The organism is Photobacterium carnosum, from assembly GCF_002849605.1.
In the GTDB taxonomy this organism is placed as follows: Bacteria; Pseudomonadota; Gammaproteobacteria; order Enterobacterales; family Vibrionaceae; genus Photobacterium; species Photobacterium carnosum.
On sequence record NZ_NPIB01000002.1, the window covers coordinates 154,057 to 167,540 of the forward strand.

Consider the following 13,484-nt stretch of genomic DNA (forward strand, 5'->3'; position numbering starts at 1 on the left):
CCAGTAAGCTTAGTGAGCTCGTTTTGCTAAAAAATATTCAGTTGTACCGCACGTCTCTCTCTTGAAAATAATTCAGTGATAATTTCCGAACGCACTTCCGTTGATGAAACACTTGAATCATCCATATTTGTGTAATTTAGCCACAATAATCGCTTTAAAATAGCCCCTACCTTATTTTTCGCGTTAGCTAAAATGAAATAAAAACTATTTTCGACATCCCATTCATCATTTGATTCCGCTATTTTGTAAGGTTCCGGTTTCTGTATCATACGTTGACATTGCTCATTCCAGGTCTTAGCAAAGTTACAGGGATTGTCCTTTATCATCTCAATAGCGATTTCAGTAATCGGAAAATCAGTATCATCTTCGATATGAGATAAGAAGTATTCGGATTTTTCAACACGAGTAATCATTCTTTCTCTGCGCACGTCGGCTTTTTTAACGTAGCCTTTTTGACCTGACGTAAAGATGCTACTGGTGCGAACAGCATCAAAATATTGTTCTACACCAAACATTTTAAGAAAGTTATGCATGTGGTTAAACTTAGGATTGCATTCGCTCATACCGAGGCAATGGGTGCGAGAAAACAAATAATCGTTTTTTCCCCTCTTCGCAGAAAGTAATTTCAATATATTATTATTGGTTAATGCGATGGGCTTACCGTCAGGCATTTTAATGCTTCGTGTTGGAATACCTAAAATTACATCCTTGATTCCTAATGAATCTAGCATCTTCGTTGCATGATCAACGATATCGTCAACAGCATATTGGTGCACAGGAAGAATAACATTTGCATGTTTGGCTATATTGCGTATCTGTGCACGATGCGCGATCAGCTCATTTCGTTGTTTCTCATGATCCATTGGATTGTCATTAAGTACAAAATAAAAGTTTTTACGAGCTGATGGTCTAACTAATTTGAGTATTTGCTGATAATGCTCATAAATTTCTATAGATGACGTCATCTTGCAACCTTTGTTTAAAGCTGATATCAAACCAGTATCGACAAAAATCTTATAACCAGCTTCAGCAGCCTGAATAATATATTGAAATATTGATAAATTTTTCGTCTCGTTTACGTAATGTAATGATATCCCCATATCTTGGCCCGACATCATATAACCAATAGCTTCATCAAGATTCGCAACGCAACTTCTAAATAGAGTTGGATTTTGGGGTGCCTTTAATTCTTTTTCTAGTTTTGATGCGTAACCAATCAAATCACCGATCCCTCGATGCTGTCGAGATATAATAAAATCGAAAGAGTTAGTTAATGATTGAGGCGCTATTTTTAGCATAGCGTCGAGCACATTAAGATAATCGAACGGAAGGAGAACATATACTGTCCGACGAATTTTACGTTTCCCCATAACTTTGTGATGAACGTAAGATCTCATCAAATTTTCAAATGATGCCATGTGTTTTGCTACAAACTCGTCTGTTAACGCCTCAGCGCCCTTACTTTTACGTTTGTGTAATCGCTCGTTATAAGTATCAATTTTTTCATTTGCATCGATTAACCCGTATTTCGCTGACAATACTGCGATATCTGCTAATTGATGCAAGTGTTTCAGTTGATTGATTATTTTCCCATCATACATTTCAATAGCTAATGAATGTTTAGCTGTTTTATTGTTACTACATGGCACAATAATCAATGGTTTATGTTTGCCGATTTCATAATCTATAGATGACATTTTCCTTCCCTCTCAAAAACTAAATATGGCTGATTCGCATATACATTTTGTTGTAATTTTTATGAGTTAAACATTGCCACGGAATTATTTCATTGTTAGTTTCAGTCATTAACAAACGATGACGATTACCAACTTTAACTGTAATGATATTACGATTTATATTTAGCCTTTTGCCGTCGTATTTGTTCGGATTTACCTTATTAAATCTAATGTCATCAGCGATGGCTTGCGCTCGTAATGAAATTGGCTGTGTGATTGATTTTAAACTTTTTTTAAAAGCTCGCTCAAAATTACATTGATCTATTTTTATCTGACGTCCCATTATTTAGCCTTACTTATTAATGCGTTTTAACCGCGTAACTTAGTTTTACATGGTTATTTATCTGCGCTACTGCTTGGGATTAACGTCGTATTGCAACCACGATTTAAAATCACATACTCCAAAACAAATATCGTTACTCCCTTACGATAAATTACAACTAATACGCGTTTACTTTATTAAGCCCCGCCACTAGCGCGTATAAAAATGCATGAGAGAATAAATAAGTAATTTAACGATAAGGGTTATCTCGTTGAACAATAAACTTTATATGATTACTTGCACTAACCATTATTTTGAAATTAAAACTCCTAGTTATATGAACTTGGGAGATATTGAAGAAGGTTGCTGTTTTATCTTTAGTGATTCAGAAGATGTTATTTACGATGCTGTATGTAAGCGACTTAATTTATGCAGGGATGAGGTTGATGGCAATCTATTCTCCCTTGAATTTGATACCAAAATTGGCTGTTGGTTAATAATAGATGATCGAGGTTGTGGATTCCACGTTGGAGAAAATCACCTTGATGGACAATCGTTTGAAAAATTTATCTCTCAATGGAGTTTTTAATGCTAACTAATTTATATCATTACACAATCAATTCTAAATTTGCTGATATAGAACAAAGTGGTTATCTGCAACGTTCACCGCTAAAACCTGATCGTCAAGAAAAGCCTGTAGTTTGGTTGTCAAGCAATGACAACTTTGAAAATTCAGCTCGCAAAATAGCCTTTAATCCTAGAACACAGCAGCAACACCTAATGTCTATGGATGAAATGATAAATTTAACTGGTGCCTTGGTACGTTATGTGTTTTTAGTAAACGATATTGATGCTCGCAGTTGGAACGATGCCCGTCGAGATACAGGAATGAGTCGTAAACGACGTGACTTATTGTTGGAACGTGCTGATTTGGTATCATCAAATCCTAACGACTGGTGGGTAACGTTTTCTGAAATTCCACTGACAAAAGCGGTGCGAGTTGAAATTTGTAACGAAATAGCTGGTGATGGTAAGTTGATTTGGCGACCAGTAGAAAGCACTATTAATACGACGGATAATGTTATCGTTTCAATGACCGTTGATGAACTAGCTAAATCTGTATCATTAGATATTAATGGTACTTGGAGGAACGCAAGTTAGATTGAATACTTGAAGAAAGGCACATTTAAAATGTGTCTTTTTTTGTTTTTTACTTACGATATTTAAATTCATAGTTATAATATATTCATGAGTACAGCACCCATATGGAGCAAGGTTGTGGCACGAATAAAGATATATATATTAGCTGGATGCGAACTGCAAAATGATACTGAAAAGTGTTATTCAGCATCGGAATTATATAACTCAAATTTTTTCAATTTGAGCAAAAGATATATGAAGGTATTGAATAACGATAATTGGTTAATACTTTCAGACTACCATGGTTTGATCTGGCAAGGTGCAATGATTGCCCCCTACTCATCGAACTCCATGAATAGGAAAGAAAGAATATCCCGATTAGAGAATAATTTAAGAAAGGAAAACATAGAAAAGTTATTGATTTCAGTCGGTGTATTAAGCCATGACATAATCAATGAGGAATTAAGGAAAGGTAAATCTTCAATGTCGAATGTGACATTTATTCTTATAGGAGACACTCCATCTTTACGTCAGGCAAGTGAATTGTTGAGTAATGTAGGAGCCAAAATAAGGATGCCAATGAGAAACCTCAACGCCATTAAGCAGTCATTATGGTTACTTAACACTGCCAAGACAGAGGCAGAGTTGAATATTATCAACGGCGGAGAAAGTAGTAGTTAAACGATGCCATACCAGTCATATATATTATGTTCTGATTGCCTTTTCGTAACTCCATTACGACATAACAGAGATCCTTCTGTGATTCCGTTATTGGGTTGTCATTAACAAACAATCTTTCAAAAAACTTATCCTATCAATGTTGATTCATTAGCGTTATTTTTCATGGTGTATATCAAAATAAAGAAACAATATAATATATAACGCTAAACGTTGAAATTGAAGTAATCAAGAATGAACACAAGAAAAAACACAACAGTTGCGCAGAAGATTCTCTCCAAGATAGAAAATAGAAACATTAAATATCCAAACAATAAACTGGGAAGTGTGAAAGTGCTTGGTTGGTTGTTTGTTTTGTCCCTTTGGAACTCAAGACTATTTAATTTAATTTTCTGGTTAACATCTGCAATATTCTTTTATAAAGGATTCAGTATCGAGTGGGCTTATGTGTTGCTGTTATTCCCTTTATTTTCGGCTTCAATGCCTGTTTATAACATTGTAATGCTCAATAAGGCATACCGAGCAGGGGTTAAACAAAAAGCGAGTAAAGGCGTATATATGAACCCCTATCCAAAATTCAGTAATCAACATGATCAATTTGAAAAAGGATACCACGAATAAATGGCTGTTTTATCTATCACTGAACGACAAAAATTACTATCAAATAGTCGTTATTCAAAATCATCAAGTAAGCGAAACACTTTGCCTACAGGTAAATCTGCTAGTACCAATGCTCGTGCGTCCACGGATAAGCCGAGTAACAGCAATAGCAACAGAAAGATGAGCTTAGCTGAATATAAAAAAGAAGTAGCCGCTCTTGAACTCTCAGAGGACAGCATTTACGCGCGCGAAGTTAAGCGGCTTGATGCAAATCCAGTAATTAAAAATAAGATGTTGGAACATTACGAACAGTGCTTATATTTTAAATGGCTACTAAATAATCACCCCCAAATTTGTGATGTGGCTGCATCAGTACCTAACGGTTCAAAAAGAGTTGGGATGGATGGCTACTCATTAAGTGCGGAAGGTTTAAATAAAGGTTGGCCTGACGTACAGATAATGTATCCAGCAAACAATAAATTCGGTCTATTTATTGAGTTCAAACGTCAACCTTGTGGGTATAGCTGTAGAAGTTCAGCTCAGGCTGCCCCAAAAGAAAGGCAGAAGAGTATTATTCGTAAGTTAAACACTATGGGCTACTTGGCAACTTTTGCTTTTGGTTGTGCTGAAGCAATTAAAATCACTGAACAATATTTGCTAAATGGTACGTTACCTACAGATTTATTTTTTGACAATAATTGCCATCAGTTGTCAGCCACTAACGACACTCAAGCGTAATGTTTTTGGGTTACTAAACAAAAAAAATCCTAGCGTTAAGCTAGGATTTTTTTACCTAATTGGCAATTGCTAATTATTTATTGATCATAATTAAATACTCATGCTCTGAAATCATTTTAGCTCCCTTCGCTTCGGCTTCTTGAATCTTTTTAGCCCCGACTTTATTGCCGCAAATCAAATAATTCGTTTTACCGTTAACACTTGATTGCACATTTGCACCTAACTGTTTAGCCCTTGCTTTCATTTCGTCACGACTACCAGATTCCATTGCCCCTGTAAAAACAACATTTAAGCCACTAAGTACCCCGTTTGTATCTATTGGCACACTTGATTTTGTATCAACAATTTTACTAAATTGACCAATTAAGAAGTTCAATCGCAACAGTTGTTCATTGATAGAGTCACTAATAGATATTGAGATTAATTTACCAAAGCCTGCAATTTTGATTAACTCTTTTGCTGTAATGCCATTACTAGCAATATCAGCAATGGTGTGATGCTCAAGCATTTTACTTGCTTGACCACGACCTAATTTATGGATGCCAAGAGAGGCTAAAATCAAGTTATCTGCAATTTCTGATGATTTAATACGTTCAATTTCAGAAATTAAATTTGCAGCTTGACCAGCACCTAATCCACATTTCTGAATTTCATCAATAGTAAGATGATAAATATCCTCAATCTTAACGTGACCACCATCAACTAATTTTTCGACCGTTTTTTCACCAAAAAGATCCGCTTTTAATGTTTTAAAGTGATACATTATTGTAGTGACAGCTTGAGCTGAACAATTAGGATTTTGACATTCTTTAAATAAAGGTAACTCACCTGAGTTAGACTCTACCCATTCAACCTTATGACCACAGCAAGGGCAAGATATCGGATCAACTGGTTCATTATCAGAAACAGAGACAACCCTCAAGCAAGATGGCACCACCTCCCCGCTTCTTACGATTTCAATTTTTGCACCAATAGCGATTTTGTTTGCTAAAATGTTACGTACATGATGCCCAGTCGCACGTTCAATAGAACAACCACTAAGGAAAACGCTTGCAAATTCAACGACTGGCGTTATCCTCCCAGTCCTTCCAACTTGGTATCGAACCTCTTTAACTTCAACGATTGCTGTTTCACCGTGATTCTTCTTAGCTAACATCCAGTTATTGTGATGTGATGTTGAACCAAGAACAGCTTTTGTTGCTTCATCGGTGATCTCTATAACAAGTCCGTCCGTTGGGTATTGAGTGTATTCTTTAAACTTTTCAGAGAATAAATCAATGTGCTGAATTAGAGTTTCTTTATCAACCGTTTTTACTGGCATATCTCTATAAATAACGAGTCTAACGGCTCCGTCTTTTAGTGCCTTTAGCGCAAACTCGTTAATGTTTCGTGATGCAGCAATACCAGCGACAACGTTTCTTGGGTGGGCAAATTTATCCGCTAAATTAGCATCAAAATATGCCTGCTCCATTACAATCTCACCAACGCTATCTTTACTACCATCGCCCATTATGACTAAGCCATTTTCCAATAAATGACTAATGTTGTTACCAACAACTCCATCACCACGAGTTACAAGTAAAGTTCCACTGTTAAGTAATTTTCCAGCAATACCATCTAATTTTGCGCTTAGTCTGTAGGTAAGTGATGATGGCTCTACACCTGCTTCAATTGCTGCTGCTTCACAGCGAGCAACAAAGTTGCTTACTTCGTCAACAGAATACGCTTTATTAGTTGATAACATCGGTATAGCGTGTTTTATGCGATCAGATACATCTACCTGAGTAGATTCAACACCAAAGTTTTCAGGTTGAGGATGTGTTAATAACGGGTGGTTAGGTTGACGGAATTTTAATTCTGCTAGATAAATATCATCAAATTCATTATCTGATACTAACGGGCAGCCCTTTCTATATTCATCATTCAAATAAATACATAAAGCACTTAACTCATCATTGCTAATAAACATTACAGGTTTTGCTAATAACTCTTTCATTTTTCAAATGTCCAAATAATTCATCTGCAACTATTATTACATAAGTTTTGATCTGAGCTAGTCACGTACATGACTTAATAATTGTCACATAAATCAAGTGTAGTAAGTAACGAACAATAATATATAATGCTTACAAATTTAACGTAAGGCGTTGTATGTATACTTTCTTTAATTTAACGTTGGTTTTTATTTGGGTAGAGGTGCTTTTAATTAGTACATTTTACTTTTTTAGCTTTCGTCGTAATGCGATAACGATAATAAAGAAAACAGGAGAACTCTATCCTGATGTCGAGGTCTTGCCTCCTTTGTTTTCGAGAGTGTTCACTTTTAGTCATATATTGCTAATTGTATTAACAATTGTATTAGCATTACGATTTTTCGTGGTTGAGATTTGGCATATTCCGTCAGAGAGTATGATGCCAACATACAAGGTGGGTGACTCGATACTACTAAATAAATTCGCTTATGGTGTCCATGATCCGCTATTTAACAAAGTATTGTATGCCAATGACGATGAACCCAAAGAAGGTGATGTGATTATTTTTCGGATGCCTGATTCCCCAGGAGTTAATTTTATCAAGAGAGTCATCGGTACACCTGGGGATCGGATTAGTTATAAGAATAAAAAATTAATAGTCACTGATGTAAGCGGAAAACGAATAAATGGAATTAATGACCATGCTATAACCGACTCAAAAGCAATGAGCGTAGAACAATATTATTTCCAACAAGACGGTATGAAAGCAAATGAATGGGTCGTTCCTGATAATTCCTATTTTGTCATGGGTGATAATCGAGATCATAGTCATGATTCCCGTTTTTGGGGATTTGTCCCTAAGCAAAATTTGATCGGAAAGGTTTTTGAGTGAATATCTTTTAACGGTTGCATTGTGATCGTTAAGAAATGGTTACTCCAAACAAAATATATTGGTTAAATTAAGATGAAAAAACTTATAACAACGTCTGCTATAGCGAAAAAACATAATACATATTATCGACTTATGGTAAAAAAACTTGTGACTGCTGGTTTGATGGATAGTAATTTAGAGCTAACGGAATATGCTGAAAGTCTGGGCGCTACTTATAAAGGCAAGGAATCGCGTATCTATTGGCCTGACAATTTATTAATAATGGATAATGGTCAAATTGATATAAAGTCTATTACCATTACCCCCGATTTTTTAAATACAGCCAAAAATCTCTACGTAACAACAACTGAAATTGGTAATGATTTTGCGATATCTTCAGATCAGGTAATTAGTTGCCTAGTGTTTTTAGGGTACATCCATAAATCAATTAATAACGAGTTGTTGCTGACCACTGCAGGAAGCATGTATGGACGACAATATGATATTGATAGTGTTGGTAAAATTTGCAAATGGAAAAAAACACTTTGTCGGGATGCTAAATTTAGACAAGCAATCAAAAAAGTAAAAAGCATAACCGATAGCACTCTTAATTATCAATCAGTTGATGGGCACATGTTCAATACTGAACTTGCCTGCGCTATCGATGACTGGTTAACGTTTTCTGGCTATCGTCATAGTGTTCGTCGTATTTGCCCAACGACAAAAATTATATCTCAATTTTATATTCATCACTTTAGAGCTCATATTTTCATTGATGATGGCGTGCTCTTTAATGAAAAAAATATTAGGCCCATTAAAGAAATGAAATTAATCATCAAATCAAGAGGCGACATTGATATTGATAAAACACTAGGTGATTTTTTTTCGCAATTTTGTTGCGTAGATAATTATTAAAACAAGAAATCAGCCAATGTTGCATCACATTGGCTAATCGTATTTAACATCATACCTTTAAAAATGGCCGGATTTTCAATCGCCAACTCTTTTAAGTGATCTGAATCAAAATCATTAAATGAGCCACGTTCAAAAATGGATAAGTAGCTTTGAATGCTCATCTTCTGCTGAAGTAAAACTTGCTGATGATAATAATCGCCTAATTCTCTCTTGCTCTCCGTTATCCGTTTTTTTAATGCAAGAATAATTGGGGTTTTATATACGTATTGTTGCCTCGCTATTTTCCCTTTTAATTTTGAATTTAATTCTTCACACGCGATGTTGATAGCAAGATTGATCTGAGAAAGCACGTTCTGCACTTGGATTTCCATTTGTTGTTTGTAAACAACGATTTCATTCTCGCTATATTTATCGAACGCTACCCCTTTACTAATTTTATTAGCTACCGACCTATGCATTTTATCATTGATAATTTGTTGTTCTTTTATCTTTTTATCATTGATAATTTGTTGCTCTTTTGTTTTTTTAGCTTTTAAATTCAGAATCTTATGTTCTTTATCTCCAATGATTTTAAGATCAGGTAGTGCAAGTATATCTTCAATGGTTTTCGCCCCAGAAATTTTAAGTTGTGAGTAACACTGCCCCCGCATTGCCATTTTGTTGTACAGTTTAATTTTCCCTTTCGGCAATGATAAGATCCCACTTCGAAGCATCATCTGAAACGAGTAAGAATGCGTAAAACAATCCAAATCGCCGTTGAGCCATAGCCGAACAAACTCATCGTGAACAAGCCATTTAGCACCGTCCTCATCGACACTGAATGATCTGAGTTCATTGAAGCTACATGTATGAGTAACTGTATTATCATCATTAACCACAACTTGACGACCAGAGCTAAAATCCACATCAAATGCCGTCATATCGTCAGCTAAGTCATGTAAGCCACAATAATTACCCGTCGCCCATTGATCTATCCTTAACCACAAAGCGGCAGGGATCGGTGTACGAGGTGTTTCTTCAAGATTATCAACAAAATTTAGCGTTTCTAGTTTATGCAGCGAGTAAACATGATGCCAAATTTTCATAGCTTGAAATGGCTTATCTTGAAATGCATGAAGGGACCACAAAGATTCGATACCAACAATGTCTTGTTCTGTAACAAATTGAAATTGTGGTTGTGACATTCTCTGATTGTAACTATCGTTAATTATATCGCCATTTTTTAGTTTGTTAGCTACATCCTTTGCACGTTGAACCTCTAAGTAATCAAACGAAATTAACGCATGAAGAAGTGTTGCTACAAACGATGGATGATAAGTGTCAGGCTTTAATTGAATATAACCGGCATCACTGATTGTACGACCGACAATGTGCCGATATGACCAATCGTATCGAGTTAGATATAGTAATCGCTGAACGCGGTTTATACCGCGCATGTAACCGTATTTTTCAGGATTAGTATCTAATAGCTTTTGCATCGATTTGTCGTCACCACTAGCAACGCAGATAAAGCACCCATGCCGAGCTGAGCATTGACTCTTACTTCGACCTTGCTCTTGTCCTTGAAAATACACGCATTCGCCATTGCCACTATCTCGATACAGATCAACGGTTCTTAGGTGATTATCAAGGTATGAGGGTATTGTACGGTACTTACTATTAATTCCTGCGTTAGTTAAAAAATCCCAAACATCACCATCAGTCCACTCTTTTATTGGATATAACGTTGCAATATCGCAGTTTTTTTCTGATGTTAATAACGTACTGCTACCATTGAACTTTTCAATTGAGGCTGCTCGATGCACGCTCTCGCTGTCTCTGCTACCCAACAGCATCACAATGTCTTTATGCAAGGATCTATCAATGTTAGATATATAGTTAGCCCTAGCCTTATTAGCTGATGATATTTTTAATTCGTGAGTACATTGGCGGTATTCAGTGTTAACAAAAGTCGGCAGTCCTCTCCCCCCGATTATTCGCATTAACCAACTGCTACTCAGTGATGGTTGAGCAATTACAATAGATAATGGGATGTCATTTTCTGTAATGAACTTACGTAGTTTATCTAACTTATTAGACGTTAGATTGTGTACTTCAGGGTTTTCAACTCGGGTGTCAACGTGTAATACATAAGAGTGAGGGCTAATCTTGTCACCATTACGTTTTGCTTTCATTAATGCCAGAATTAATAACCCAAGGCACACCTCACTATCTTTACCACCTGAATAATTTAATTGAAATATTTTACCTGCAAGCAAATATTGATAAATACGAAGAACGGCGCAGATCGCTTCTTTACCAATTTCTATATCAGCATTGTCTATTCCTGTTTCCCATAAATCCCATTCGTCAACATTCTTAATGTTAATTTCGTCGCAGTGCATTTTTAAATCCCCCAATAAAAAAGAAAACCGTTAAATTATTTTTACACGGTATCTTATAGGCGCAAGATGAATGTTTTTGGTAACGATGAATTGTTCATGGGTAACGATGAATTGTTCATGGGTAACGATGAATTGTTCGTGGGTAACGATGAATTGTTCGTGGGTAACGATGAATTGTTCGTGGGTAACGATGAATTGTTCGTGGGTAACGATGGGTTGTTCGTGGGTAACTTACAATACAAATAATAAAAAAAACCGAGTATATAATACTCGGTTTTCCCACCTATTCCCGATACCATGCTTAAAATATCGGACAAGATTTTCGTAGATTTTATATTGATACTGGTATTTGCTGCGGAATCCATTCCCTTAAAGCATACTAACATTAAATGTTAATATCGCAAGCAATAGGTGCATAAATTAGTATTAATTATTTGTTGGCTTCCATCCATAAAATCCCCACTCAATAGGATCGACATTCATGCGAGTTGTTGTCGCCTCATGCAAGTCGATAAATATACCATTATGTTCTAATCGACCTTGGCGGAAGAACGGGAATAAGAGCATGGATGCCGCGCTTTTAGCACACATTGAATTGATACCAAATGTTTGTTTTGCTATTGCTTCTTCTGTTGAGCATGATGGTACTTCATGCTCAGTTTCAGAAATTGTTTCCCACTGACTACCGAATAAATCGAACGGTGACGGAATCTCTTTACCACTTAACGCTTTACCAAAATATGCTTGCGCTGTGTGATTATCATTGCCTAAATCGAGCCAGTAGCCATCGAGATGACGCATTCTACTATTAATTACATCATTAATAGTAAGTCGAACCGATGCCTTATCAACACAGGTAATAACTATATCAGTTGATGGTAACGATGAAGACTCTGTAATGTATGTCGGTATGAAATCCCAATTCAAGTCACCGAACATGTTAAATCTTGAAATAAGAACCTCAGCCTTATTTAAGCCAACATCGTGCGCCCAAAAGTTCTGACGAAATACATTTGAAGTGCTAACTTCATCACCATCAATCGCTGTAACATGAATGCCCTTGCCGCCTAGAGCTTTCAGTATGCCGTTCATTTGAAACAGCTCAGTTAACATAGCTGAACCTGTTCCACCACAACCAATAAGCGTAATGTTTATAACTTTATCACCCCATGAAATCGGCATTAGCATTTGAGTTGTCATTTTTATTAGTCCAAAAAGAATAGTTAGTTGATGTGAATATTTTCTCATGGTTTATCAGGTGCGCAACTGCGTGACCATTGATACCCTACAGGTTCACCAGTATCGTAATGCACAAACAATTCAGAATAGTGCATCTCCGTCGATTGGGTGCAACATTTGTTACACCCTGTAACCTTTAAAAACCATGAGAGATTATTTATGATTATCTTGGAGTTTTGTCGATTAATTACATTAAATCGCTAACTTTGATATTCAATGAAATCAATTCTTCGATCTCAACAGGCATATCCTTACCATCACGCTTACGCCAAAAATTTAAAGAGTCTTTAACTGGTGCGGCTGGATCATAAGAAGTAAATGGCTGGTTATTCCACCAGTGAGCAAATGCGCTATCAAATAATGTAGCCTCAATGTTTTGAATGTTTGAAAAATTGAGATCAGTCGGTAAATTGGCAGTGCCTTGACATAAGTAACCATGCGCATTTACGTTCGGAAGCGGTGGAAGATATAGACACGTATCTAACGTTGGACGGTCGTTTGAATCTAACGCAAAAACATGTAATCTCTTGTTAGTTTTGTCTAGTGACCATAACATAGGAGTCCACACAACGTTGCAGCAAAAAGGAGGTAAGCCAGCGAATCGAAACCACATAGGGCGTGTTTGTGATTTTGTGTACCAAATCATTTGTTCAAAATCATCAAATAAAACATTGTCAGGAATTAACTGCTTTACTTTTTTTTCTTTCTGCTCTGATTTGATTTTGTAATGTACATTATTGAAAATGGAATGAAGCTGCTCACCATCAATAAGCTCTCCAATTCCCATTTCATTCTGTTTGTTAAATGAATGGCGAGTCATGAACTCTTGACCTATAGTGCCGCTATAAAACACTATAGCGAAATCTGGTGCGGCTGATTTAGGCTGTGCCACAGTTTGTTGTGATGATATATCTGTTACTTCATTTTGCACTGTAAGAGCCATGTTGA

The 13,484-nt window shown here is 36.2% G+C and carries 13 protein-coding genes and 1 pseudogene; 8 read left to right on the forward strand and 6 right to left on the reverse strand.

The window, feature by feature from the left end:
- Positions 1-26: 26 nt before the first annotated feature.
- Positions 27-1,697 carry a DUF6884 domain-containing protein gene (locus CIK00_RS03480; RefSeq protein WP_101767545.1) on the reverse strand — a complete coding sequence of 557 codons (1,671 nt, stop codon included), beginning with the start codon at positions 1,695-1,697 and terminating at the stop codon, positions 27-29.
- A 19-nt stretch (positions 1,698-1,716) separates the two neighbouring features.
- Positions 1,717-2,019, reverse strand: coding sequence for a ParE family toxin-like protein (locus CIK00_RS03485; protein ID WP_101767546.1), 303 nt, complete (start codon positions 2,017-2,019; stop codon positions 1,717-1,719).
- 250 nt (positions 2,020-2,269) lie between these two features.
- On the opposite strand from CIK00_RS03485, the gene CIK00_RS03490 reads away from it, so the two are divergent.
- From CIK00_RS03490 to CIK00_RS03510, 5 genes are all read left to right on the forward strand, one after another.
- Positions 2,270-2,587 carry a hypothetical protein gene (locus CIK00_RS03490; RefSeq protein WP_144043143.1) on the forward strand — a complete coding sequence of 106 codons (318 nt, stop codon included), beginning with the start codon at positions 2,270-2,272 and terminating at the stop codon, positions 2,585-2,587.
- Positions 2,587-3,159, forward strand: coding sequence for a hypothetical protein (locus tag CIK00_RS03495; RefSeq protein WP_101767548.1), 573 nt, complete (start codon positions 2,587-2,589; stop codon positions 3,157-3,159). Before CIK00_RS03490 ends, CIK00_RS03495 begins: the two co-directional genes overlap by 1 nt.
- 117 nt (positions 3,160-3,276) lie before the next feature.
- A complete protein-coding gene (locus CIK00_RS03500; RefSeq protein ID WP_101767549.1) occupies positions 3,277-3,819 on the forward strand; it encodes a DUF6884 domain-containing protein in 543 nt (180 codons plus the stop codon).
- A 231-nt stretch (positions 3,820-4,050) separates the two neighbouring features.
- Positions 4,051-4,437 carry a hypothetical protein gene (locus CIK00_RS03505; RefSeq protein ID WP_101767550.1) on the forward strand — a complete coding sequence of 129 codons (387 nt, stop codon included), beginning with the start codon at positions 4,051-4,053 and terminating at the stop codon, positions 4,435-4,437.
- The gene (locus CIK00_RS03510) at positions 4,438-5,154 is read left to right on the forward strand and encodes a hypothetical protein (protein WP_101767551.1); all 717 of its coding nucleotides are present in this window, start codon (positions 4,438-4,440) and stop codon (positions 5,152-5,154) included.
- A gap of 73 nt (positions 5,155-5,227) precedes the next feature.
- Here the strand turns inward: CIK00_RS03510 and CIK00_RS03515 are convergent, their stop codons facing one another.
- A complete protein-coding gene (locus tag CIK00_RS03515; RefSeq protein ID WP_101767552.1) occupies positions 5,228-7,150 on the reverse strand; it encodes a BRCT domain-containing protein in 1,923 nt (640 codons plus the stop codon).
- Positions 7,151-7,491: 341 nt separating this feature from the next.
- On the opposite strand from CIK00_RS03515, the pseudogene lepB reads away from it, so the two are divergent.
- Both lepB and CIK00_RS03525 read left to right on the forward strand, forming a co-directional pair.
- Positions 7,492-8,007: pseudogene (gene lepB / locus CIK00_RS03520) on the forward strand (signal peptidase I); the annotation flags it as partial.
- Between the two features lie 84 nt (positions 8,008-8,091).
- Positions 8,092-8,913: a hypothetical protein gene (locus CIK00_RS03525; RefSeq protein ID WP_101767554.1), complete on the forward strand. Its 822-nt coding sequence runs from the start codon at positions 8,092-8,094 to the stop codon at positions 8,911-8,913.
- Here CIK00_RS03525 and CIK00_RS03530 read toward each other — a convergent pair.
- Entirely contained in the window at positions 8,910-11,297 is a 2,388-nt protein-coding gene (locus tag CIK00_RS03530; protein WP_101767555.1) for a phosphoadenosine phosphosulfate reductase domain-containing protein, read from the reverse strand. The two genes, CIK00_RS03525 and CIK00_RS03530, sit on opposite strands and share 4 nt — an antisense overlap.
- Before the next feature lie 66 nt (positions 11,298-11,363).
- On the opposite strand from CIK00_RS03530, the gene CIK00_RS03535 reads away from it, so the two are divergent.
- Positions 11,364-11,543: a hypothetical protein gene (locus CIK00_RS03535; RefSeq protein WP_101767556.1), complete on the forward strand. Its 180-nt coding sequence runs from the start codon at positions 11,364-11,366 to the stop codon at positions 11,541-11,543.
- A gap of 180 nt (positions 11,544-11,723) precedes the next feature.
- Here the strand turns inward: CIK00_RS03535 and CIK00_RS03540 are convergent, their stop codons facing one another.
- Both CIK00_RS03540 and CIK00_RS03545 read right to left on the reverse strand, forming a co-directional pair.
- Positions 11,724-12,497, reverse strand: coding sequence for a PRTRC system ThiF family protein (locus tag CIK00_RS03540; protein WP_167388504.1), 774 nt, complete (start codon positions 12,495-12,497; stop codon positions 11,724-11,726).
- Positions 12,498-12,723: 226 nt separating this feature from the next.
- The gene (locus CIK00_RS03545; protein ID WP_101767558.1) at positions 12,724-13,479 is read right to left on the reverse strand and encodes a hypothetical protein; all 756 of its coding nucleotides are present in this window, start codon (positions 13,477-13,479) and stop codon (positions 12,724-12,726) included.
- Positions 13,480-13,484 lie beyond the last annotated feature (5 nt).